We start from the raw sequence: 23,389 nt of genomic DNA, 5'->3' as shown, positions 1-23,389 counted from the left end.
CCATGCGCCTGATCAATCGCCACCCGGATCGCCCGAGTCGCCTGTTGCTGGTGATCCTGCCGTTCGCCCTGGTGCTGTTCGCCTACTTCATGGGCTCGGCCGAGCGGCTGACGGAAAACCCCAACGACAAGCTGTTGCCCAGCGCCGTGCAAATGAGCGACGCGGTGAAACGCCTGGCCTTCGTCGCCGACAGCCGCACCGGTGAATACCTGTTGTGGCAGGACAGCGCTTCCAGCTTGCGCCGCCTGGCCATCGGCCTGGGCATCAGCGCGCTGGCCGGGCTGTGCCTGGGCATGGCGGCCGGCACCCTGCCGTTGTTCGGCGCGCCGTTGTCGCCCTTGCTGACGGTGCTGTCGATGGTGCCGCCGCTGGCGATCCTGCCGATCCTGTTCATCGTCTTCGGCCTTGGCGAGTTGTCGAAAGTGATGCTGATCGTGATCGGCATCACCCCGGCCCTGGCCCGTGACCTGGAACAGCGCGCCCGGGAGATTCCCGTGGAGTTGCTGATCAAGGCCCAGACCCTCGGTGCCTCGACCTGGACCCTGATGCTGCGCGTGGTGCTGCCGCAATTGCTGCCGCGCCTGTTGATCTCGTTGCGGCTGATGCTGGGTTCGGCGTGGCTGTTCCTGATTGCCGCCGAGGCGATCGCCTCCACCGACGGCCTCGGCTACCGGATATTCCTCGTGCGCCGCTACCTGGCGATGGACGTGATCCTGCCCTACGTGGTGTGGATCACCCTGCTCGCCTGGCTGATGGATTGGGGCTTGAAACGCCTGACTCGACGGGCATTCCCTTGGTATGAAGGAGCGCGCCCATGAGCTTCATCACCGTGAAAAACGTCTGGCAGCAGTACGCCGACCAGGTGGTGCTCGAAGGCCTGAACCTGAACGTCAACGAGGGCGAGTTCTGCACACTCGTCGGTGCGTCCGGTTGTGGCAAATCGACCTTCCTGAGGTTGTTGTTAGGCCAGGAACAGGCCAGTCGCGGCGAGATTCTGCTCGACGGTCAACCACTGGCCGGCGAACCGGATGCGAGCCGTGGCGTGGTGTTCCAACGCTATTCGGTGTTCCCGCACCTGAGCGTGCTGGACAACGTCGCCCTCGGTCTCGAACTGCCGCGCTCACCGCTGCTGGGTCGCTTGTTCGGCCGTGCCAAAAAAGACGCCCGCGAACAGGCCTCGGTGCTGCTGGAAAAAGTGGGCCTCAGCCACTCGCTGGACAAGTACCCGGCGCAGCTTTCCGGCGGCATGCAACAACGACTGGCCATCGCCCAGGCGCTGATCATGAAACCGCGGGTGCTGCTGCTCGACGAGCCGTTCGGCGCCCTCGACCCGGGCATCCGCAAAGACATGCATGCCCTGCTGCTGGCGCTGTGGCGCGAGACGCAACTGACCGTGTTCATGGTCACCCATGACCTGTCCGAAGGTTTCACCCTCGGCACGCGTTTGCTGGTGTTCGACAAAGTCCGCGTCGACCCGCACGCCCCCGGCGCCTATGGCGCGCGCATCACCTATGACATCCCTTTGAACAGCGACCGCCGCGTCCAGCGCGCCGCCGTCGACGCCCTGCCGGCACCCATGGCGGGCACGCTCCGTATCGCTTAGAGGAATTTTCAAATGACTGATTCAACCCTGCTGTTCCCGCCCTTCGCCGAAGAAATGCTGCCCGGTGGCGGCCATCGTTCGTTCGTCCTGAAACGTGGACAGTTGCTGCGCCTGACCGACATTCGCGGCGGTGCCAACGTCAGCCTGACGCTGCTCAATGCCAACGAAAAAACCGAGCGCCTGAACCTGCCCGACAGCCTCAAATGCCAACACACCGCCAAGCTCACCAGCGGTCATTGCCTGTACTCGGACATGGGTCGGGTGCTGGCCGCCATCACCGCCGACACCTGCGGCTGGAGCGACAGCCTCGGCGGCGTGCTCTGCGCCGAAGAAGTCGCGGAAAAATACGGCGCCGGTCGTTATCAGGAACTGCGCAACGGCTTCTTCCGCAACGGCACCGACAACCTGCTGGTGGAGCTGGGCAAGTGGGGGTTGGGTCTGTCGGACCTGCTGATGACCCTCAACCTGTTCAGCCGCGTGAACGTCGATGACGCCGGGCGCTTTCATTTCGTCGAAGGCAACTCAAAGGTCGGCGACTACATCGAGCTGTACGCGCCGATGGACACCCTGGTGGTGCTCACCGCCCTGCAACACCCGATGGACCCGGCGCCGCAATACGCGCCCAAACCCCTGAAGCTCAGCTGGATGAACGCCGACGCCAGCGTCGCCGAACACTGCCGCACCTCGCGCCCGGAAAACGAGCGCGGCTTCATCAACACCGACCGCCTGTTCGCCTGAGGATCGCTGCCATGTCACTCGCAATCGCTACTGTTCACAAGCAACCCGAAGCGGCGGTCTACCGCGCGACCATCCCCGCCGGCGAACCCTGGCTGATGGAGGTCAAGGCCGGCCAGACCCTGCGCATCCTCGACCTGGAAGGCAATCAGGCCGTCGATACGCTGTTCTACAGCGTCGCCAACCCGAAGGAACGCTACGACGTGCAACGCACCTTGCGCCGGCAGAACAGCGTGTACCTGAGCACCGGCAGCGTGCTGTTTTCCAACCTCGGCAAGCCGATGCTGACGATCGTCGCCGACACCTGCGGCCGTCACGACACCCTGGGCGGCGCCTGCGCGCAGGAGAGCAACACCGTGCGTTACGCCCTGGAAAAACGCTACATGCACAGCTGCCGCGACAACTACCTGCGCGCCTGCGTCCACGACGGCCGCCTGGGCAAAGGCGACATCGGACCGAACATCAACTTCTTCATGAACGTGCCGGTCACCGCCGACGGTGGCCTGACCTTCGAAGACGGCATTTCCGCACCGGGCAAATACGTCGACCTGCGCGCCGAGATGGACGTGATCGTGCTGATCTCCAACTGCCCGCAGCTGAACAACCCGTGCAACGCCTACAACCCGACCCCTGCGGAGCTGCTGGTATGGAACTGACACTCGGTCGTGTGCGCCGCTGGTTGTTTGCCCTGTGCCAGACCCGGTCGGGGCAGTGCATTAAATAGCCGTCCTCTGTAGGAGCTGCCGAAGGCTGCGATCTTTTGATCTTGATCTTGCAAAGAACATGAAGGTCACAAGCAAGATCAAAAGATCGCAGCCTTCGGCAGCTCCTACACGGATCGAGCGAATTTCTGCCGCCGGGGACGACCCCGGCGCTCATCGAAAAACTGCGGGACGGCCCGCATCCCCTCCAGGGGTTATGCCATGTTCGAAAAAGTCCTGATCGCCAACCGTGGCGCCATCGCCTGCCGTATCCTGCGCACCCTGCGCGAACTGCACGTCCAGGGCGTCGCCGTGTACTCCGAAGCCGACGCCGCCAGCCTGCACATCCTGCAGGCCGATGAAGCCCACAGTCTCGGTGAAGGCGCCGCAGCCGGCACCTATCTGGCGCTGGAAAAAATCCTCGCCATCGCCCGATCCACTGGCGCCACGGCGATCCATCCCGGCTACGGTTTTCTCTCGGAAAACGCTGCGTTCGCCGAAGCCTGCGAAGCGGCCAATATTGCCTTCATCGGCCCGACACCCGAGCAGCTGCGGGTCTTCGGCCTCAAGCACACCGCCCGCGCCCTGGCCAAACAGCACGGCGTGCCGATGCTCGAAGGCACCGAGCTGCTCGACAGCCTCGACGCAGCCCTGATCGCCGGCGAACAGGTCGGCTACCCGGTGATGCTCAAGAGCACTGCCGGCGGTGGCGGCATCGGCATGCGTGTGTGCCGCAGCGCCACCGAATTGAGTGAGTCCTTCGAAGCGGTCAAACGCCTGGGCCAGAACAATTTCAGCGACGCCGGCGTGTTCATCGAGAAGTACATCCAGCGTGCACGGCATCTGGAAGTTCAGGTGTTCGGCGACGGCCAGGGTGAAGTGCTCGCCCTCGGCGTGCGCGATTGCTCGGTGCAACGGCGCAACCAGAAAGTCCTCGAAGAAACCCCGGCGCCGAACCTGCCAGACGGCATGGCCGATGAGCTGTGCGCGGCGGCGATCAAGCTGGCCAAAGCGGTGAAATACCGCAGCGCCGGCACCGTCGAATTCGTGTTCGACAGCGATGCCCAGCGCTTCTATTTCCTCGAAGTGAACACCCGTTTGCAGGTCGAACATGGCGTGACCGAACAGGTCTGGGGCGTGGATCTGGTGCGCTGGATGGTGGCGCTGGCAGCCGGTGACCTGCCGCCGTTGAGCGAGTTGAGTCGAGGCTTGAAAGCCGACGGTCATGCGATTCAGGCACGGCTGTATGCCGAAGATCCGGGCCGGGATTTCCAGCCGAGCCCCGGCTTGCTCACCGCCGTGAACTTCCCGGTCGCCGATGGCAAACAACTGCGCATCGACACCTGGGTCGAGGCCGGTTGCGAGATCCCGCCGTACTTCGATCCGATGATCGCCAAGCTCATCAGCTGGGCGCCGACCCGTGATGAAGCGCGCGCCGATCTGCACCAGGCGTTGGGCGACAGCCTGCTTTATGGCGTGGAAACCAACCGCGACTATCTGCGGCAGATCCTGCTCGATGCGCCCTTCGCCAGCGGCCAGCCATGGACCCGCTGCCTTGAGGGCCTGGTGTATCAGGCCAACACCTTTGAGGTGCTCAGCGCCGGCACCCAGACCAGTGTCCAGGACTTCCCCGGCCGCCTCGGCTATTGGGCCGTGGGTGTGCCGCCTTCAGGGCCGATGGACAGCCGTGCCTTGCGCCTGGGCAATCTGTTGCTGGGTAACGATGAAGGTTTGGCGGCGCTGGAAATCACCATGAGCGGGCCGTTGCTGCGCTTCAATTGCGAGGCGGTGGTGGCGGTGACCGGGGCGACGATTCCCCTGACACTCAACGGTGAAGCAGTACCGATGAACACCGCGCTGCGGGTATCGGCAGGCGCCACCCTGAGCCTGGGCACCCTCGCCGGAGCCGGTGCGCGCAGTTACCTGTGCCTGCGCGGCGGCCTGCAAGTTCCGGATTACCTGGGCAGCAAAAGCACCTTCACCCTGGGCCAGTTCGGCGGTCATGGCGGTCGTGCGTTGCGGGCCGGCGATGTGTTGCATGTGCCGGTTTTGAGTGACCGTAGCGCGGGCGCGCAACTGCCTGAAAATCAAGTCACTGAACTGCCCGCCGTGCGGCAGATCCGGGTGATCTACGGTCCACACGGCGCCCCCGAGTACTTCACCGAAAACTACATCGGCACCTTTTTCAACACCCAATGGGAAGTGCATTTCAACTCCAGCCGCACCGGTGTGCGCCTCATCGGGCCGAAGCCGGAATGGGTACGCGCCGACGGTGGCGAAGCCGGGTTGCATCCGTCAAACATCCATGACAATCCCTATGCGATTGGCGCGGTGGACTTTACCGGGGACATGCCGGTGATCCTAGGTCCGGACGGGCCGAGCCTGGGCGGGTTCGTGTGCCCGGTGACCGTGATCGAGGCGGATCTGTGGCAACTCGGGCAACTCAAGGCCGGGGACAAGGTGCAGTTCCAACCCGTCGACCTCAGGACCGCCCGAAATCTCGCCCTGAAATGGAATCCCCCATGTGGGAGCGGGCTTGCTCGCGAAAGCGGTGTGTCAGAGACACATGTATCGACTGACACTCCCTCTTCGCGAGCAAGCCCGCTCCCACAGGGGATTGTGTCGCCTGTGGTATTGGACATTGGTCAGGGGGACACGCGGTTGGTGGCAAGGCTGTCCGGCGACACCCACCTGCTGCTGGAAATCGGCGCCCCCGAACTCGACCTGGTCCTGCGCTTCCGCGCCCACGCCCTCATGCAGGCGCTGGAAAGCCAACACCTGCACGGCGTGATCGACCTGACCCCCGGTATCCGCTCGCTGCAAGTGCACTACCAACCCGAGCAACTGCCGCTGGCCGATCTGCTAGGCATCGTCGCCGGCGAATGGGATGCCGTGTGCGCCGCCAAGGACCTGCAAGTGCCGTCGCGCATCGTGCATCTGCCGCTGTCCTGGGACGATCCGGCGTGCCAGTTGGCCATCGAGAAATACATGACCACCGTGCGCAAGGATGCGCCGTGGTGCCCGAGCAACCTGGAGTTCATCCGCCGCATCAACGACCTGCCGAACCTCGATGAAGTGCAGCGCACAGTGTTCGACGCCAGCTACCTGGTGATGGGCCTGGGCGATGTCTACCTCGGTGCGCCAGTCGCCACGCCCCTCGATCCACGGCATCGCCTGGTCACCACCAAGTACAACCCGGCGCGCACCTGGACCGCGGAAAACTCGGTGGGCATCGGTGGCGCCTACATGTGTGTGTACGGCATGGAAGGCCCCGGCGGGTATCAGTTCGTCGGTCGCACCTTGCAGATGTGGAACCGCTACCGCGAAGTCGCTGCGTTCGATGGCAAACCGTGGCTATTGCGCTTCTTCGACCAGATCCGTTTCTACCCGGTGAGCGCCGATGAACTGCTGCGCATTCGCCGGGATTTCCCCCTCGGGCGCTTCGAACTGAACATCGAGCACAGCCAGTTGAACCTGGCGGACTACCAGGCGTTCCTGGCGCAGGAAGCCGAGACCATCGCCGCGTTTCGCCACCAGCAGCAAGGCGCGTTCAACGCCGAACGCGAGCGCTGGATCGCCAGTGGCCAGGCCCATTTCGACAGCGAGGAATTGGCCCCGGCGCCGGCCGAAGACGCCCCCCTGGCCAGCGGTCAGCACAGTGTCGACAGCCACATCGCCGGCAACCTCTGGCAGGTGCAGGTGGACACCGGCCAGCGGGTCGAGGCCGGCGAGGTGCTGGTGATTCTGGAGTCGATGAAGATGGAAATTCCCCTGCTCGCCCCCGTGGCCGGCGTGGTGCGCGAGATTCGCGTGCAGCCGGGCTCGGCGGTGCGTGCCGGACAGCGCGTCGTGGTGCTGGAACTCGACTGACCCCATTTCTGAAGGATGAATGCCATGAATTTGCAACTCGATGCCCTGCGTACGGCCTACCGCACCGGCGAGACCACGCCGCGCAAACTGCTGTTGGCCTTGCGGGAAAAAGCCGGCGCGCTGAACCCGGACTATCACCTGTTTATCCATTTGCTCAGTGCCGAAGAACTGGAACCGTACCTGGCCGCCCTCGACGGTCGCGATATCGACAGCCTCCCGCTGTACGGCGTGCCCTTCGCGATCAAGGACAACATCGACCTGGCGGGCATACCGACCACCGCCGCTTGCCCGGCGTTTGCCTATGTGCCGGAACGCTCGGCGACCATCGTCGAGCAGTTGCTGGCGCTGGGGGCGATTCCGCTGGGCAAGACCAATCTCGACCAGTTCGCCACGGGCCTCAACGGCAGTCGCTCACCCTATGGCGCGTGCCCGAACAGTGTCCTGCCGGCGTACCCATCGGGCGGTTCCAGCGCCGGCTCTTCGCTGGCGGTCGCACTCGGCGTGGCGAGTTTTTCCCTCGGCACCGACACCGCGGGTTCCGGGCGCGTGCCCGCGGCGTTGAACAATCTGGTCGGGATGAAAGCCACCAAAGGGCTGATTTCCACGGCAGGCGTGGTGCCGGCCTGCCGCACCCTGGACTGCGTGACCACCTTTACCGCCACCGCACGGGAGGCCAGTCAATTGCTGGCGCTCACCGCACGCCTCGATCCAAGGGATGCGTACAGCCGCAGCAATCCGCTGTGGAATGACGGCTCTGCGTTTGGTGCGGTGCGTCCATTCCGGTTTGGCGTGCCACGGCCGCAGGACCTGGAATTCTTCGGCTGCACCCAAGGCCCCGCGTTGTTCGATAAAGCCATCGAGCAGCTCAAGGCATTGGGTGGCGAAGCGGTGGAACTTGATCTGACACCGTTTCTTGAAGCGGCGCGGTTGCTGTACGAAGGCCCCTGGGTGGCTGAACGCTACAGCGTGGCCGGTGAACTGATGGAGCAAAATCCCGAAGCCGTGTTGCCGGTGATTCGCACGGTGCTGGCCAAGGCACCGGTGGTGAGCGGCGTGCAAACCTTCCGCGCCCAATACCGGCTTCAAGCGTTGAAAGCCCTGTGTGACACCGCACTGGAAAACCTCGATGGCGTGGTGACACCGACCATCGGCCGCCCCGTCACGCTGGCTGAGCTGGAGGCCGAACCGGTGCTGCGCAACTCGGAACTGGGTTACTACACCAACTTCATGAACCTGCTCGACTACGCCGCCATTGCCGTCCCGAGCGGCTTCATGGACAACGGCTTGCCGTGGGGCGTGACGCTGTTTGGCCGGGCATTCACCGATCAATACCTGTTGAGCCTGGCTGATGGCTTGCAGCGCCTGGATGGTTTGGCGCTGCCTGCCCCTACGGCGGTCGCTCGCCATGACCGTGCGCGACTGGTGGTCTGTGGCGCGCACCTGGACGGCCTGGCGTTGAACTGGCAGCTCAAGCAGCGCGGTGCCCGATTGTTGGAAACGACATTCAGCTCACCCGACTATCACCTGTATGCCCTGGCCGGCGGTCCGCCCTTTCGTCCCGGAATGGTTCGGGTGAAAGAAGGCGGCGTGGCGATTGCCGTGGAAGTGTGGGAACTGCCAAGCAGCGAACTCGGCTCGTTCCTGACCGGCATTCCGGCGCCGCTGGGGCTGGGCAAGGTGCAACTGCCGGACGGGCGCTGGGAAAGCGGGTTTATCTGTGAGGCGTATGGGCTGGAGGGGGCGGTGGATATCAGCCATTTCGGGGGATGGCGGGCGTACCTGAGCAATCTGCGTTAATTTCGGGATGGCCTTCGCGAGCAAGCCCGCTCCCACAGGGTTCTGCCATGTGGCATGGACAGCAGCCCTCCCCGTGATCCCTGTGGGAGCGGGCTTGCTCGCGAAGGCGTCAGACCTGGCGCCATCCTCTCGGATCCTTGCCGATTCACCCTACAAATGCAGCAGCCTTTTCCCCGCCGTTACCTCTAGAATGCTTGCCATCGGATTACTGCCAATGGATTTGTCATGCCGCTTCGCTCGCCGCTGTACTCTCAACGCTCGTTGGTGCTCACGCTGGTCGCATTGCAGGGCGCAGGCTTCCTGGCCACTTCCTTCCTCAGTTACTACGCTTCGCGGGCGTCGATCCGCGACAACATCGTCAACACCGAACTGCCGCTGACGTCGGACACCGTCTACTCGGAAATCCAGAAAGACCTTGTCAGGCCGATCCTGATTTCCTCGATGATGTCCCGCGATACCTTCATGCGTGACTGGGTAGTGAACGGCGAACGCGACACCGACCAGATGACCCGCTACCTCAACGAGGTCATGACCCACTACGGCGCCTACACCGCCTTCTTCGTCTCCGATACCAGCCTGACCTACTACCACGCCAAGGGCGTGCTCAAGCAGGTCAAGGCGACCGAACCGCGCGATGCCTGGTACTTCCGCGTACGCGACATGAAAGATCCCTACGAGATCAACGTCGACCCGGACCTGGCCAACAAAGACAACCTGACCGTCTTCATCAACTACAAGGTGTTCGACTACAACAACCGCTTCATCGGTGCCGCGGGCGTCGGGCTGACGGTCGATGCGGTGATCAAGCTGATCGACAAGTACCAGCAGCATTACCAGCGCAGCGTGTACTTCGTCGACACCTTCGGACGCCTGGTGCTTACCGGTGCCGAGGGCGGGCCGCAAGGTGCGCGGGCCGGGCAGGCCCTCGGTGACCTCGACAGCATGAAAAACCTGGTCAGCCAATTGCCCAAGCCCCACAGCGGCAGCTACGAATATTCCGGCCAGGGCCAGGGACATTTCCTCAACGTACGGTTCATTCCGGAACTGAACTGGTACTTGTTCGTCGACAAACTCGAAGACGGCGACCTGAGTGACATCCGCCACTCGCTGTACCTGAACCTGTTGATCTGCCTGGTGGTCACCCTGACGGTGCTGGCCCTGCTCAACCGGGTGATCAAGCGTTATCAGAACAAGATCCAGACCCAGGCCACCCTCGACAGCCTGACCGAACTGCCCAACCGCCGTGGCTTCGACCTGCTGGCCGCACAAGCCATGCACGAGGCCCAGCGCGAACCCAGGCCGCTGACGGCGCTGCTGCTGGACCTGGACCACTTCAAGGCGCTGAACGACACCTACGGCCACCTGGCCGGCGACCAGGTGCTTATCGGCTTCGCCCGGGACCTGGAAAGCTGCCTGCGTCATTCCGACATCGTCTGCCGCTGGGGCGGTGAGGAATTCATCGTATTGCTCAAGGACACCGACAGCGAGACCGGCCTGATGATTGCCGAGAAAATTCGCCGGCACGTGGAACAACAGCTGTATGCCTACAACGGCAGTAGCTTGCATCTGACGGTCAGCATCGGCCTGACCACCCTGCAATCCGATGACACCTTGCACACGCTGCTGTCGCGGGCCGATCATGCGATGTATCGGGCCAAGCAAAGTGGCCGCAACCGTACCTGTGTGGAAATGCCTCACTCCAGCTATGAACCAGCCTGACCTCTGCCCGGCCTGCGGCGCCCCCAACGACTGCACCCTGGCCGACCCGCGAACCGCCGATCGGGCGTGTTGGTGCTACGGCGTCAGCATCGACCCGGCGGTGCTGCAAGCGCTGCCGGCCGAACTGCGCGATGCCGCCTGCCTGTGCCCGCGCTGCGCCGGGGTCGAGGCGCAGTTGCAAGCAGCCGCCCAGCCGATCAAGTAAGATGCGCGGCCCTTTCTTCGCCGATCCTTGAGCCATGCGTGTCGACCGTTTCCTCAGCAACCTGCCCCGCTTCAACCGTAAGCAGGTACGCCTGTTGCTGGTGGAAAAGCGCGTGCGGATTGACGGAAAAATCGTCAGCGATCCCCACGCCGAAGTGCGCGAGTTCAGCCGGGTCGAAGTCGATGATGAAGTCCTGCAAGGCGGCAAGCCGCTGCGGCACTTCATGCTGCACAAGCCCGAAGGTTGCGTCAGTGCCACCCGCGACCCGCGGCATCCGACCGTGCTCGACCTGATCCATGAACCGGACAAGGACGAACTGCACATCGCCGGGCGCCTGGATTTCAACACCACCGGCCTGATGCTGATCACCAACGACGGCAGCTGGTCGCGGCGCCTGACCCAACCGCAGACCAAGCTGCCCAAGGTCTATTTCGTCGAAACCGAACGGGCCATCGGCCCCGAATACGCCGTCAAGTTCAGCGAAGGCCTGTACTTCGCCTTCGAAGACCTCACCACCCAACCCGCCGGGCTAGAGCTGCTGGGGCCGACATCGGCACGCCTGAGCATCGTCGAAGGCCGCTACCACCAGGTGAAGCGCATGTTCGGCCACTTCGACAACAAGGTGCTGCGCCTGCACCGCGAACGCATGGGTCCGCTGGTGCTCGACGACGCGTTGAAACCGGGCGAATACCGCCCGCTCAGCGACGAAGAGATCGAATCGATCTAAGCCGGCTACCGCTCAGCAGAAGTTGTCGAACAATTTACCAACGGCACTTGCGCAATGATGTGACCCCTGCTTGAATCAGGACGTCGGCCGAAATGTGACCGACGAGTCACGACATACTTCTAAGAAACTTTTTGCCGGTAGGAACCCTTGGGTTCCGGCCTCACCCGGCAGACTGCCCGCCAATAACAATACCCGTCGACCGGACTGCACTGGATCGACATGGGCCTTCAAATTCCAAGGCATATGCCTACCTGTCACAAAGCTCGTGCAATCTCATTTGCGCGCATACCCGCTTGCCAGGAGTCTTATGACATGAGGCCAGAAATCGCTGTGCTGGATATACAGGGTCAGTATCGGGTTTACACGGAGTTCTATCGCGCAGACGCCGCAGAGAAGACCATTATTCTGGTCAACGGCTCGATGGCCACGACTGCGTCGTTTGCACAAACCGTGAAAAACCTGCACCCGCAATTCAACGTGGTCTGCTACGACCAGCCCTACGCGGGCAAGTCAAAAGCCCACAACCTGCATGAGAAATTGCTGACCAAGGAAGTCGAAGGGCAGATCCTCCTGGAGCTGATCGACCACTTCGCCGCCGAACACGTGCTGTCGTTTTCCTGGGGTGGCGCCGCGACCCTGGTCGCCCTGGCCCAACAGCCACGGCGCATTGAAAAAGCCGTGATCAGCTCGTTCTCCCCGGAGATCAACGCACACATGCTCGACTACCTCGAGCGCGGTGTGGACTACCTCGGCAGCCGCGACGGCGACCGGGTCGGCAACCTGGTGAACAGCACCATCGGCAAACACCTGCCAACCCTGTTCAAGCGCTTCAACTATCGGCACGTCAGTAGCCTGGCCGATCATGAATACGGGCAAATGCACTTCCACATCAGCGACCTGCTGCACAGCGATCGCCAGTGCTTCCTGCAGGCGGCGGAAAAAATCAACGTACCCGTGCTGTTCATGAACGGCGCATGGGACGAGTACACCGCCGCCGATGGCGCCCGCTTGTTCGCCAACCACGTACAGCACGCCACCTTCACCACGCTGGAAGCCACCGGCCACTTTCTCGACATGGAGCACAAAGCCGCCTGCCGAGACAGCCGAAACGCACTGATGGGGTTCCTGAAACCGGCGCAACACGAAAGCCGACCGCGTTACCATTACGTCCAGGACCACCATGCATTGGCCATCTGAAACAGCGTCATCGCGAGCAAGCCCCGCTCTACAGTGTTAAACGCAGTCCTGTAGGAGCGAGGCTTGCCCGCGAACGACCGCAACCCGGCCTGTGCCTGGTCACACCCGCGCCAAAGCCATCTGGCGCAAAGAAAAACTTCATTTCCACGGCAACATCTGGTACAAAGTCAGCCGCTCAGAGCGGGTGTCGTATAATGGCATTACTCCAGCTTCCCAAGCTGATAACGAGGGTTCGATTCCCTTCACCCGCTCCAATCAGATTTCGATTCCACGTCGTTGTTTGACGGGGATACCGCTAAAGAAAAAACCGGCCTCGATGGCCGGTTTTTTTGTGTCCGTGGTTTGGTGGCGTCGGGCGAGTGAGCCATCTGCCGAATGCTTTTTCAATGTTCCAGTAGTGGCTTGCAGCCATCAAGCAACGGATAATGCGGTAAAAAAATACAGCCAGCCGCCAGGGCTATAAAAAACGGTCAAACCGTGGAGCTTTCAGTTGAATGAAGTAATGGGGAATGAGTTGTCAAAAATGAAGAATTTGAGCTTGCTGCAGATTGATGGAGTGTTCTGCATCAGTCTCCGGGAGCGGTCCGACCGCCGTGAGTTGTTGACCCGAGAATTCCAGGGCAGCGGGTTGAGCATCGAATTTCTGGTGGTGGACCGCGACAGCAGCAATCCCGAGCGCGGCTGTTTCGACTCTCACCTCAAATGCGCAAGGTTGGCCCTGGAGCGCAATTATCGCCGCGTGCTGGTGCTGGAAGATGACGCGACGCTGGTTTCCTTTGACCCGGCCCAAGTGCATCAGATGAACGCGTTCCTGAAAAACCGGGAGCCGGAACTGTTCTACCTGGGCGCCAACCTGGGCAAAGTCTGGCTGACCTGGAACAGAGGGATCGCACGCGTACGGGCCAAGGGAACGCACGCCTACATTCTGTCCAGCAAAGGTTGCGAGCAACTGTTGGCACACGCGCCCTACTCGGGTATCGCCATCGACAAAATTTTCTCGAAGCATTTCAAGGCCTACATGACCTTTCCAATGCTGAGCCAGCAACAGCCGGAAGAAATCGCTGCAAGCGACGTCCTGGCGGCCCGATCCACAGACGGCACATTTCCGGATGCGGCGTACTGGCGGGAGAACTGGCGCCGGCAATATGTGCAGGTGTTCAGAAATTTCGGCAAGACCTTGCTGTTTCGGGACCTTTGATCCCCCGTTTAAAAAAACCGGCCCAAGAGGCCGGTTTTTTTTGTGATCGACATTTGAGGACGTCACGTTCACGGAAAAACTCCGCAATACACAAGGCAGATCAAGCCCGGCTTTGCCAAAACCATTGTCGCAGCGGCCTCCTAGACTGGATTGCGACGACCTCCCTCCGAATACCAGGAACGTTTTGGTGGGTATAGTGTTGATTACACAAAATCAGTAGGTATAGTAACCACAAGCACACCACAAGGAGGTGATGTGAATAGCCGATTTTTGATAGGCCAACTCGTTGCGGACGGCTGGTATCTGGTGCGTGTCAGGGGCAGTCACCATCATTTCAAGCATGGGATCAAGCCGGGGCTGGTGACGGTCCCTCATCCCAAGAAAGACCTGCTGAAGAAAACGGCCATCAGTATTTTGCAACAGGCGCTGCTCTAAAGAGCCCGATGCGCTGCGTCCTCGGAGGACAATGAACATGCTTTACCCAATTGCAATTTCAATGGGCGACGACGAACACGCCTGGGGCGTGGAAGTCCCTGACATCCCGGGGTGCTTTTCCGCTGGAGATGATCTGGATGACGCCATGGCCATGGCCCGGGAAGCCATTGAAGGCCACTTCGAGATTCTGGCCGAAGACGGTTCGCCAATCCCCGTCGCGAACAAGGTGACCTTGCACGCGGCCAACCCAAAGTACGCGGGTTGTGCGTGGGCGCTGGTGGATATCGACGTTACCCGATACCTGGGCAAGGCCCAGAAGCTCAACATCACGCTGCCTGGCTACTTGCTCAATCGGATCGATGAGTACGTGCTGCACCACCCGGAGGAGAAAAGCCGTTCGGGTTTCCTGGCATCGGCAGCGTTGAAGGTGTTGCAGCAGAGCTGACGACCTTGTTCAGCGCCCCATTAACCGGCCCAAAGGGTCGGTTTTTTGTGACTGGAATTGAGCGCCCGTATAGTTTGCGTATAGATCCCCCCGCCCCCGTAAAGAAGCCATAGCACCGCCTCAAGCCAGACGAAAGATCCCTTATTCTTCCGGCTCATCGTTCGTATAGAGGTCAGCATGGACAGTTCGGAGTTGGGGATCATGATCATTTCGATGATCGGGTTGTTCGGCTTTGCTTCATTTGTTTTTGAGTACTTGAGTGCCAGGCGCACAAAGAAAAGGGGCGGATGACGCTGATCGTCATCCGCCCCTTGTTCGCATCAGCGCGTCGCGACCAGGAACATGCGCGGGAACGGCAGCAACACCGAACCGTCAGCAAGCGCCGGATAGGCCTGCTCGATTGCCGTCCGATAACGCTTCAAATACTCCGCCCGTTCCGCATCATCCAGTGGTTCGAGAAACGGCCGCAGACCGCTGCCCTTGAACCACTCGACGACGCCCGCCGCGCCATCCGCCAGCGGATGATGGTAGGTGGTGCGCCACACATCGACGCGGGCGCAGTGGGGTTTCAACATCGAGTAATACGCGCCGGCATCGGCCATTTCCGTGCGTTGCCCGGCGGCTCTGGCGAGTTTGTCGGCCCACGGGCCACTGGCCGCGACTTCGCGCATCAAACGGTGGGCAGGTTGATTGAGATTGTCCGGCATCTGGATCGCCAGGCTGCCACCCGGTGAAAGCCTGCTCACCAGCGATGGCAGCAACGTCGGGTGATCCGGCACCCATTGCAACACCGCGTTGGCAAAAATCACATCGAACGGGCCGCTGTCATTCCAGGTGTCGATGTCCGCGATATCGAACTGCAACTGCGGCAGGCGCTTGCGGGCCGCTTCGATCATGTCGGCCGAACTGTCCAGCCCACGCACCTTGGCACCGGCAAAGCGCTCTACCAGCAGCCCGGTCGAATTACCGGGGCCACAACCGATGTCGATGGCCGAGCGCACGTCCGCGGTGGGAATCGCCGCCAGCAGGTCACGGGCGGGGCGGGTGCGTTCATCTTCAAAAGCGACGTACTGCTTGGCGGACCAACTCATTGCGTTCTCCTGTCGTGGATGCTGACGCATCTTAACCCATGGCCAGCCGGTGCTTTCCCGGTGAACAGGCAAATGTAAGTAGAATTTTCAACACGCCGTCACTGTCTGAATTTCACGCGCCCTCTTACAAGGAAAACGGCCATGAAATTCGCAAAAGTCGCACAAAAACTCGCCCTGTGGGCCGGCAGCCCCAAGACGTTCCTGGGGGCCATCCTGCTGATTTTACTGTGGGGGCTAAGCGGGCCGATCTTTCAGTTCAACGACACCTGGCAGCTGATCATCAACACCTCGACCACCATCATTACCTTCCTGATGGTGTTCCTGATCCAGAACACGCAGAACCGCGACACGGACATCCTGCACCTGAAGATCGATGAATTGCTGCGGGTAACGAAAGAGGCGCAGAACGCCATGCTGGGGCTTGAGGCGCTGGACCTGAAGCAGCTGGAGGCGCTGAGAAAGCAGTATCGAAAACTGGGCGAAGGCGAAACGGTCTCCCTGGAGGGCATCGCCGTTGAGGAAAAAGGCAAGCAGGATCTGAATCAGTGCTGATCGAACGCGCGCGGGTGGCCCGGTCACCCGCGCACGAAAGATGACTAGCGACTGGCTTGCAGAGCCTTGGCCATCTGCAGGTGATTCTGCAGTTTCGGCAGGGTTTCTTCGGCAAACGCCTTGATCTGCGGCACGTCGGTGGTTTGCGCCGTTTGCTCGAGTTGCTCGATGGCCTCCTGGGTCGTCTTGACCTGACTGGCCGCGTAGGCCTCATCAAAACTTGTGCCGTCCATGATTTCGGGCATCAGGGCCTTGGCTTTATCGACCACCTCTTCTCGCGGGGCCACCGGCAAGTCCAGCTGTTTGGCGATTTTCGCCAGGTGCTGGTTGGCGGTGGTGCGGTCGTTGATCACGACGATGGTGTAGTCCTTCACCTCTTTGGATTCGGATTTCTGGTGCGCCAGGCGACTGGCTTCGATGTCGGCAATCCCTTTGGCCGAGGCCTCGTTGATGAACTCAGTGGGCGTCTGGGCGAACGCACTGCTGGCACACAGGCCCATCAAGGTGACAAAAACGGTGTTGCGAATACGGGTGGCCATCCTGTTCATGGTCGCGCCCTCCTCTGAAAATTCAAACGGGAGCTTTCGCCCCCGCTTCTCAATCAAAACCACCTACAGCCATTACTTGGATTTCTGAACGGGTTTGCGGCCCATGTCGGGTTTCGCAGGTTCTTTATCGACCGTCGTGGTGGTGGTTTTCCCACCTTTGCGACCCGCTTCAGTCGCCTTGGTTCGATCGTTGGCGTGTCCCGCGTTCGAATTTCTTGAGTTAGGCATGATTCTCTACCTCTTGGTGATAATCGCGGCGAGCTTGCGCCCGCATAGAATCTGAATTGGCGCGTGCCAAAAGGTTTAGAGAAATCCGTCAATGGCGCGACGAACGGCAGCCGGCACTCAGACAAGTCGCAGGTGCTGCGCTCGCTTGGCGGTGTACATCGCCTCGTCGGCATGCCTGAACAACTGGTTTTCTTCCGTGCCGTTTTCCGGGTACTGCGCCACGCCGATGCTGGGCTGGATGTGCAGGCTGTGCCCGTCCAGGCGCAATGGCTGCGCCAGGACCTGGCGGATTTTCACCGCCACCGTGTCGGCATCGCCCGAGGCGTGGATGCTGTGCAGCAGCACCACGAACTCGTCGCCGCCAATGCGCGCCACCGTATCGGTTTCCCGCACGCAGCCCTTGAGTCGATTGGCGACCGTCTGCAACAACATGTCGCCCACCGCATGGCCGTGGGTGTCGTTGACCTGTTTGAAACGATCAAGGTCGACATACAGCAGCGCCATGCGCCCACCGTCCTCGCGTGCCGCAGCCAGTGCCGTCTTGAGCCGGTCACGCAGCAATTCGCGGTTGGGCAGCTGGGTCAGCTGGTCGTATTGGGCCATTCGTTGCAACCGCGCATGCAACTGCTTGCGCTCGATCGCCGTGGCGACCTGGGCGCAGACATACTGCAACAGCTCTTTATCCTGCTCGGTGTAGCGCTCGCCACCGGGGACGCTTTTGACGATCAGCGCGCCGATGGTGCCGTTTTGCGAGTTCAGCGGCACACCCAGCCAGCAGGGCGAATGCTGCCCGGTCACCAGGGATTCGAACCCGACGGGCGGAGCCTCCTGATCCGGCGTCAGCAGGATCGGCAGGCCGCTGCGGATGACCTCGGCGCACAGGCGCCCGGTGATCGTGCCGGGCTGCTCGGGTTGCGCTTCGAGGTCGTCGACGTGATAGGGGAAATTCAGCTGGGCGCAGTGTTCGTCGTACAAGGCCACGGAAAAATTCAGCGCCGGCAGCCATTCGCCGATAATCAGATGGACGCGCTTGAACAGCGCCAGCAAGTCTTCCGCCGCATGGGCCGCTTCGGAAATCGCATACAGCGCTGCTTGCCGGGACTCGGCCTGCTTGCGTTCGGTGATGTCGCGGGCCACGGCGATGCGCAACTGATCGACCTCCGACCAGCGCGCCGACCACAGGATGTTCACCACCCGGCCATCCTTGCGCAGGTAACGGTTCTCGAAATTCAGCTTGGGATCGCCGCCCATGATCTCGCGCGCGGCATCGAGGGTGCGCTGGCGATCGGCGGGGTGCACCAGATCGATCATCTGCCGGCCGATCAACTCGTCGGGGCTGTAGCCGAACATGCGCTCGCAGGCCGCGCTGACAAAAACGAAGCGACCTTGTTTATCGACCGCGCAAACGGCGTCCAGCAAAAGATCAATGTAGCTCGCCAATGGAGCGGGATTTCTGGTGGTCATGGTGCCGAGAGCGTGTCCGAACGATACCGCGATAAGAAACCATCCCTGACCATTACGTGTACGGCTGATGCAACCCTGCAACCAGCTTCAAGCCTTGTTCGACACCAGCCCCGGCAATGCATGCGCCAGGGCATTGATGGCAAAACCGATAAACATCACCCCGCACAACCGGGTAATTGCCAGCTCATGGCGTTGATAAAGGGTGCGCACCCGGCGCGCCCCGACAATGCCGATAAGGATAGCGTAGGCGATCAGGCCGCCGATAAAGCTCAGGAAGATCAGCCACGGCAGCATCGACCAGGTCAGCAACTCCGCGCGGCTCGACAGCAATGCCGTGAACGTGGCCACTGCCACCGGGTACGCCTTCGGATTGGTCAGGCCAAACAGGATGCCATGCCAGAACGGCCGGCGTGCCGGGCCCTGCGGTGTCTCGGCCGCGCTGCGACGCGCCCGCACCGCGCGCCAACCGAGCCAGAACAGGTAAAGCCCGCTGAGCACCCCGAGCACATCGAACGCGGTGCTGCCGATTTCCCGCGCCCCGACAATCGCCACCAGCGCGGTACTGCACCAGATCACATCGCCCAGCAAATGCCCGCACAGAAACCCCGCCCCCGCCCGCCGCCCATGCGCCGCGCCAATTCCAAACACCGCCAGCACACCCGGACCGGGTGTGATGCCGTAAATGAAACCCGAGGCGAGAACAGCCATCAGCAGCGATGGGGTCATGGGAAATCCTTTTGAACTGTCTGGTGAATGATGGCCAGTCTATATCAGGTCATTGGGCGTTGACTGACTGATCGTCGAAGAACCTCATCACCGACAGAGGCTTGGAGCGTCGAGGATGAAGGGAAAGATACTGCCAGAGACCCGGTAATGAGAGGAAGGCACCCGCCTTTCTGACAGCGGGTTGAGGGATAGGCAGAGGGTGCGATGGCGATTTTCAGTCAGTTTTCGCGAGCAAGCCCGCTCCCACAGTTGACCGAGTTATCCAGACAGACGCGGCCGAATATGGGAGCGGGCTTGCTCGCGAAGGCGATCTATCAGGCACCACAGACTTCACATTTTGATCGCAGCCTTCGGCAGCTCCTACAGGGATGCGTGGTCCTTGTGGGAACTGCCGTAGCCTGCGAATCGTCAGAACTTGTCCAGCGTACGCAGCTTCTGCGGCAGTCCCCACATCAGCAGTGCCACGGCGATCAGCGCGCAGACACTGATGACGTACAGCGCTGGCGTGGTGCTGCCGGTCAGGTCCTTGATCCGTCCGACCATGACCGGGCTGACGATGCCGCCAAACTGGCCCAGGGTGTTGATCACCGCGATGCCACCCGCCGCACCGGCGCCAGCACCGGCCAGCAGTTTCGGCGGCAGGGTCCAGAAGCTCGGGATGGAGGCGATGATCCCGGCACCGAGCAAGCCCAGCGCCACAATCAGGAAGGTCGTGTGGTTGGCGAAGATCCCGGCGCAGAAGAAGCCGATCGCCCCCACCGCCACCAGCCCTGCGACAAATTTGCGTCGCTCGCCGGTGGCATCCGACAGGCGTCCGATCACCACCATGCTGATGGCGCCGCAGATGTACGGGATCGCCGTCAGCAGACCGATCATCACCGGGCTCTCGGTACCGGCACTGCGGATCAGCTGCGGTGCCCAGAAATTCAAGCCGTAGGACGCCACCTGGATCAGGAAGTAGATCAGGCCCAGGGTCAGGAAACCGGGAATCCGCAGCGCCGCGAGCAGCGAGCCGCCACTCTTGTGCGGTTCATGGTGGGCGATGCGACTGGCCAGCAGCGTCTTCTCCGACGGCGTCAGCCAATGGGCGTCTTCGATGCGGTCCTTGAGCAGGGTCAGCACCAGCAAGCCGAGACCGATGCACGGCACGCCGCCCAGCAGGAACAACCAGTGCCAGCCGCGCATTTGCAGCACGCCATCAAGGTGTTGCAGCACCAGCCCGGAGAACGGTGCACCGACCAGGCCGGCGAAGGCCGACGCCAGGAACAGCATGGAGGTGATGCGCCCGCGATAGTGCTGCGGGAACCACAGCGTCAGGTAGTACAGCACGCCCGGCGCAAAACCGGCTTCCATCGCGCCGATCACGAAACGCAGCACATAGAACTGCCATTCGCTATTGACGAAGACCATCAGCGCCGTGGCCAGGCCCCAGGACATCATGATCCGGGCGATCCAGCGCCGCGCGCCGACCTTGTACAGCATCATGTTGCTGGGCACTTCGAAAATCACATAACCGACCACGAACAACCCGGCACCGAGACCGTAGGCGGTGTCGCTCAGGCTCAGGTCGGCCTGTAACTGGAACTTGGCGAAGCTGATGTTGATGCGGTCGAAGAATGCGAACAGGTAGCAGACCATGATCAGTGGCATCAGGCGCCAGGCAACCTTGCTGACCAGGGCTTTTTCTTCGTCGTGACTAACGGCCGGGCTCGCGCCGGCCTCCAATGCATTAAGGCTCATTGTGTTTCTCCAGGCGGACTTCCCGTAGGTGTCCGATTGTTTTTGTTGTCTGGTTGAGGTGCTTTTTACTGTAGGAGCGAGCCTGCTCGCGATGACTGAGTCACATCCAACATTGATGTCGACTGCCTCACCGCTATCGCGAGCAGGCTCGCTCCCACAGGGGATTGGTGTCAGGTGGGAATCGGGTGCAGGTCGCAATTGCGGCCGGCCTTGGCCAGTTGCCCGGGGACTTCGTGGCCCAACAGCGCAGGCAGTCCTCGGGACAGTTTCAGCAGCAGCGGCAAGTCGATACCGGTGTGAATGCCGATTTCATCGCACAGATTGACCAGGTCTTCGGTGCAGATGTTGCCCGAGGCCCCCGGCGCAAACGGGCAACCGCCGAGCCCGCCCAGTGCCGCGTCGAAACGCCGGGCTCCCGCCTCGTAGGCGGCCAGCACATTGCACAGGCCAAGGCCGCGGGTATTGTGAAAGTGCAGAGTCAGGTCCGCGGGTGACACGCGCTGCAACACCCGCCGTACCAGGCGATCGACCTGACGCGGGTTGGCCATGCCGGTGGTGTCGGCCAGGGTGATGCCCTGGATGCCGAGTTCCTGGTAGGCCTCGACGATCTGCAGCACCCGGTCCTCATCGATCCTGCCTTCGAAAGGGCAGCCAAAGGTGGTGGCGATGCTGGCGTTGAGTCGCACCCTTGAGCCCTGTACGAACTGGACGATTTCGCCGAATGCCGCCAGCGAGTCCTCGCAGCGCATGCGCATGTTCGCCAGGTTGTGGGTCTGGCTGGCGGACATCACCAGGTTCAGCTCATCGGCACTGCAGGCCAATGCCCGTTGCGCACCCTTGAGGTTGGGGATCAGCGCGACGTAGATCACCCCTGGCTGGCGGGTGATGCCCTTGAACACCGACTCGCCATCGCGCAATGCCGGAATGGCCTTGGGCGACACGAACGAGCCGCCTTCGATGCGGCTGAAACCGGCCAGGGACAATTGATCGATCAGGGCGATCTTGTCGACTGTCTCGACCCAGGTCGGCTCGATCTGCAAGCCGTCACGCGGGGAGACTTCCTGGACGATCAGGCGATCGGAATAGTCAGTGATCATTGCACCACTCCTTCCACTTTCAGGCGTTCGATGTCGGCCAGCGTCAGACCAAGCTGCGCGAGGATGCCGTCAGTGTGCTGGCCCAATCCGGGTCCCGACCAATTCACGCCACCGGGGGTTTCCGAGAGTTTCGGCACGATGCCTGGCATCTTCACCGTGGCACCGCCGGGAAGCTCGGCATTGAGCAACATGTCCCGCGCCTGATAGTGCGGGTCGGCGACAATGTCGGCCACCGAATAGATGCGCCCGGCCGGGACTTCGGCGGCTTCCAGCGCCGCCAGCACGTCATCGATGGGCAGGCTGCTGGTCCAGTGGGTGATGGCGGCATCGAGCACATTGCTCTTGGCCGCACGCCCGTCGTTGTGGGCGAATTCCGGCGCTTCGGCCAGATCCGCGCGGCCGATGGTGTTCATCAGGCGACGGTAGATCGGGTCGCTGTTGCCAGCAATGACCACATAAGCGCCATCGGCCGTAAGGTAGGTATTGGAAGGCGCGATGCCCGGCAAGGCGCCGCCGCTGCGCTCACGCACATGACCGAGCATGTCGTATTCCGGGACCAGGCTTTCCATGACATTGAACACGCTTTCAGCGAGGGACACGTCGACGATTTGCCCGCCGCCCTGCCCGGTCTTGACCCGCAGCAGCGACATCAGCGCCCCGATCACCGCGTGCAACGACGCCAGGGAGTCGCCGAGGCTGACGCCGACACGCGCAGGCGGTGAACCGGGGGTGCCGGTGGTGTAGCGGATGCCGCCCATGGCCTCGCCGATGGCACCGAATCCGGGACGATCACGGTACGGGCCGGTCTGGCCATAACCGGAAATCCGCACCAGGGTCAGGTTGGGGTTGAGGGCGTGCAGCACGTCCCAGCCCAGGCCCAGTTTTTCCAGGGCGCCGGGGCGCAGGTTTTCGATCAGCACGTCGGCGCCGGTCGCCAGTTGCTTGACCAGCTCAATGCCTTCGGCGGATTTGAGGTTCAGCGCCAGGGACTTCTTGTTGCGCGATTGCAGGTACCACCACAGCGAGGTGCCTTCGTGCAGCTTGCGCCATTTGCGCAGGGGATCGCCCTGCCCCATGGCTTCGATCTTGATCACCTCGGCGCCGAACTCGGCGAGCATGCGCGCGGCGAACGGCGCGGCGATCAGCGTGCCGATTTCGATCACTTTGATCGCACTCAGGGGGGCAGTCATCGCGGGGTACCTCTTGTTCTTGGAATATGGGGCCAAGGCTAGAGGAACGGGGCTAAAGGAATCCAACCTTCAGTTGGCAACGGGCGTTCGCGAAATGCGAACGCTCTGCAAGAACACGGCG

General features: G+C 61.8%; 22 protein-coding genes and 1 tRNA gene. 15 read left to right on the top strand and 8 right to left on the bottom strand.

Annotated features, from left to right (window positions below):
* Positions 1-2 precede the first annotated feature (2 nt).
* The 14 genes from F8N66_RS09080 to F8N66_RS09015 all read left to right on the top strand — a co-directional run bounded on the left by F8N66_RS09080 (position 3) and on the right by F8N66_RS09015 (position 14,632).
* On the top strand, positions 3-818 hold the full coding sequence (locus F8N66_RS09080; protein ID WP_150769849.1) for an ABC transporter permease: 816 nt from the start codon (positions 3-5) through the stop codon (positions 816-818).
* Positions 815-1,603: an ABC transporter ATP-binding protein gene (locus F8N66_RS09075; protein ID WP_150769848.1), complete on the top strand. Its 789-nt coding sequence runs from the start codon at positions 815-817 to the stop codon at positions 1,601-1,603. The genes F8N66_RS09080 and F8N66_RS09075 overlap by 4 nt, the downstream gene beginning before the upstream one ends.
* Before the next feature lie 12 nt (positions 1,604-1,615).
* A complete protein-coding gene (locus tag F8N66_RS09070; RefSeq protein ID WP_150769847.1) occupies positions 1,616-2,341 on the top strand; it encodes an urea amidolyase associated protein UAAP1 in 726 nt (241 codons plus the stop codon).
* Between the two features lie 11 nt (positions 2,342-2,352).
* On the top strand, positions 2,353-2,994 hold the full coding sequence (locus F8N66_RS09065; RefSeq protein ID WP_150769846.1) for an urea amidolyase associated protein UAAP2: 642 nt from the start codon (positions 2,353-2,355) through the stop codon (positions 2,992-2,994).
* A 267-nt stretch (positions 2,995-3,261) separates the two neighbouring features.
* On the top strand, positions 3,262-6,909 hold the full coding sequence (gene uca, locus F8N66_RS09060) for an urea carboxylase (protein ID WP_150769845.1): 3,648 nt from the start codon (positions 3,262-3,264) through the stop codon (positions 6,907-6,909).
* Positions 6,910-6,933: 24 nt separating this feature from the next.
* Positions 6,934-8,706 (top strand): allophanate hydrolase, encoded by a 1,773-nt coding sequence (gene atzF / locus F8N66_RS09055; RefSeq protein WP_412070723.1) that lies wholly within the window; start codon positions 6,934-6,936, stop codon positions 8,704-8,706.
* A gap of 225 nt (positions 8,707-8,931) precedes the next feature.
* Positions 8,932-10,425: a sensor domain-containing diguanylate cyclase gene (locus F8N66_RS09050; protein ID WP_150769843.1), complete on the top strand. Its 1,494-nt coding sequence runs from the start codon at positions 8,932-8,934 to the stop codon at positions 10,423-10,425.
* A complete protein-coding gene (locus F8N66_RS09045; protein ID WP_150769842.1) occupies positions 10,412-10,630 on the top strand; it encodes a cysteine-rich CWC family protein in 219 nt (72 codons plus the stop codon). The genes F8N66_RS09050 and F8N66_RS09045 overlap by 14 nt, the downstream gene beginning before the upstream one ends.
* 34 nt (positions 10,631-10,664) lie before the next feature.
* Positions 10,665-11,357 (top strand): pseudouridine synthase, encoded by a 693-nt coding sequence (locus tag F8N66_RS09040; RefSeq protein WP_150769841.1) that lies wholly within the window; start codon positions 10,665-10,667, stop codon positions 11,355-11,357.
* 312 nt (positions 11,358-11,669) lie between these two features.
* Entirely contained in the window at positions 11,670-12,554 is an 885-nt protein-coding gene (locus F8N66_RS09035) for an alpha/beta fold hydrolase (RefSeq protein ID WP_150769840.1), read from the top strand.
* Positions 12,555-12,734: 180 nt separating this feature from the next.
* A tRNA-Gly gene (locus tag F8N66_RS09030) sits at positions 12,735-12,808 on the top strand.
* 269 nt (positions 12,809-13,077) lie between these two features.
* The gene (locus F8N66_RS09025) at positions 13,078-13,752 is read left to right on the top strand and encodes a glycosyltransferase family 25 protein (RefSeq protein WP_191622941.1); all 675 of its coding nucleotides are present in this window, start codon (positions 13,078-13,080) and stop codon (positions 13,750-13,752) included.
* 255 nt (positions 13,753-14,007) lie between these two features.
* Positions 14,008-14,187, top strand: a complete 180-nt coding sequence (locus F8N66_RS09020) for a type II toxin-antitoxin system HicA family toxin (RefSeq protein ID WP_150769838.1) — start codon at positions 14,008-14,010, stop codon at positions 14,185-14,187.
* Between the two features lie 37 nt (positions 14,188-14,224).
* Positions 14,225-14,632 (top strand): type II toxin-antitoxin system HicB family antitoxin, encoded by a 408-nt coding sequence (locus F8N66_RS09015; protein ID WP_150769837.1) that lies wholly within the window; start codon positions 14,225-14,227, stop codon positions 14,630-14,632.
* Between the two features lie 320 nt (positions 14,633-14,952).
* Here F8N66_RS09015 and tam read toward each other — a convergent pair whose 3' ends face one another.
* The gene (gene tam, locus F8N66_RS09010) at positions 14,953-15,723 is read right to left on the bottom strand and encodes a trans-aconitate 2-methyltransferase (protein ID WP_150769836.1); all 771 of its coding nucleotides are present in this window, start codon (positions 15,721-15,723) and stop codon (positions 14,953-14,955) included.
* A 141-nt stretch (positions 15,724-15,864) separates the two neighbouring features.
* Here tam and F8N66_RS09005 point away from each other — a divergent pair, with 141 nt between their 5' ends.
* Entirely contained in the window at positions 15,865-16,275 is a 411-nt protein-coding gene (locus F8N66_RS09005) for a low affinity iron permease family protein (protein ID WP_150769835.1), read from the top strand.
* A 44-nt stretch (positions 16,276-16,319) separates the two neighbouring features.
* Here F8N66_RS09005 and F8N66_RS09000 read toward each other — a convergent pair whose 3' ends face one another.
* The 7 genes from F8N66_RS09000 to F8N66_RS08970 all read right to left on the bottom strand — a co-directional run bounded on the left by F8N66_RS09000 (position 16,320) and on the right by F8N66_RS08970 (position 23,268).
* Positions 16,320-16,823, bottom strand: a complete 504-nt coding sequence (locus F8N66_RS09000; RefSeq protein WP_150769834.1) for a DUF4142 domain-containing protein — start codon at positions 16,821-16,823, stop codon at positions 16,320-16,322.
* 72 nt (positions 16,824-16,895) lie between these two features.
* On the bottom strand, positions 16,896-17,051 hold the full coding sequence (locus F8N66_RS08995) for a KGG domain-containing protein (protein WP_150769833.1): 156 nt from the start codon (positions 17,049-17,051) through the stop codon (positions 16,896-16,898).
* 117 nt (positions 17,052-17,168) lie between these two features.
* Complete coding sequence (locus F8N66_RS08990) at positions 17,169-18,515, bottom strand: diguanylate cyclase domain-containing protein (RefSeq protein ID WP_150769832.1); 1,347 nt, start codon at positions 18,513-18,515, stop codon at positions 17,169-17,171.
* Positions 18,516-18,602: 87 nt separating this feature from the next.
* Positions 18,603-19,241, bottom strand: coding sequence for a LysE family translocator (locus tag F8N66_RS08985; RefSeq protein ID WP_150769831.1), 639 nt, complete (start codon positions 19,239-19,241; stop codon positions 18,603-18,605).
* Positions 19,242-19,649: 408 nt separating this feature from the next.
* Entirely contained in the window at positions 19,650-20,981 is a 1,332-nt protein-coding gene (locus tag F8N66_RS08980) for an MFS transporter (RefSeq protein WP_150769830.1), read from the bottom strand.
* Between the two features lie 170 nt (positions 20,982-21,151).
* Complete coding sequence (locus F8N66_RS08975) at positions 21,152-22,078, bottom strand: hydroxymethylglutaryl-CoA lyase (protein ID WP_150769829.1); 927 nt, start codon at positions 22,076-22,078, stop codon at positions 21,152-21,154.
* Positions 22,075-23,268 carry a CaiB/BaiF CoA transferase family protein gene (locus tag F8N66_RS08970; protein ID WP_150769828.1) on the bottom strand — a complete coding sequence of 398 codons (1,194 nt, stop codon included), beginning with the start codon at positions 23,266-23,268 and terminating at the stop codon, positions 22,075-22,077. Before F8N66_RS08970 ends, F8N66_RS08975 begins: the two co-directional genes overlap by 4 nt.
* Between the last annotated feature and the right edge of the window lie 121 nt (positions 23,269-23,389).

Origin of the sequence: Pseudomonas fluorescens (assembly GCF_902498195.1) — a bacterium.
Taxonomy (GTDB): domain Bacteria; phylum Pseudomonadota; class Gammaproteobacteria; order Pseudomonadales; family Pseudomonadaceae; genus Aquipseudomonas; species Aquipseudomonas fluorescens_BU.
The sequence above is the reverse complement of the archived record's forward strand: the minus strand, read 5'-3'. Positions and strand labels throughout refer to the sequence as shown.